The following is a 463-nucleotide window of genomic DNA, read 5'->3' on the forward strand; positions in this document are numbered from 1 at the left end:
AGTTGGCGATGGCGTGCTCAAGCAGTTCGATGACCTGGGCACGTCGCTCGCCGGTTGCACCCACGAAGAACGCGAGGAACTGGAAGGCCCCATCCATGGCTGCGACTTGCCAGATCCATGGCAAGGACGCGTTCTCGAGCAGCTTGCTGATACCCACGATGATCGCGAGTAGTCCTGGGAACAGCCCTAGTTTCCTGATGTCGCCAGATAGCAGCATCGCCCTGCCGTCGACTCTGCTCCAGCGATGCCGGTACTGAAGCAGGGCGTACTCCAGCATTGGTTTCGGAAAGCTTTTCAGCTCCTGAAGGTACGGTGCATCATGGAGCATGTCGGTCTGGAACTGCTTGAAGATCGTGCCCCAAGGGTTGCGTTTTTCCTCGATGAACATTCGCCCCATGTCATAGAAGAACATCGCGAAAAACCCGGCTGCGGGAATCACCGGCAGCAGTACCCAGCCGTATGA

General features: G+C 57.5%; 1 pseudogene. It reads right to left on the bottom strand.

The features are described 5' to 3' along the window. A pseudogene (locus tag CSC71_RS15370) lies at nucleotides 1-463 on the bottom strand (hypothetical protein); the annotation flags it as partial.

It is taken from the genome of Pseudoxanthomonas sangjuensis (genome assembly GCF_010211755.1).
Taxonomy (GTDB): domain Bacteria; phylum Pseudomonadota; class Gammaproteobacteria; order Xanthomonadales; family Xanthomonadaceae; genus Pseudoxanthomonas_A; species Pseudoxanthomonas_A sangjuensis.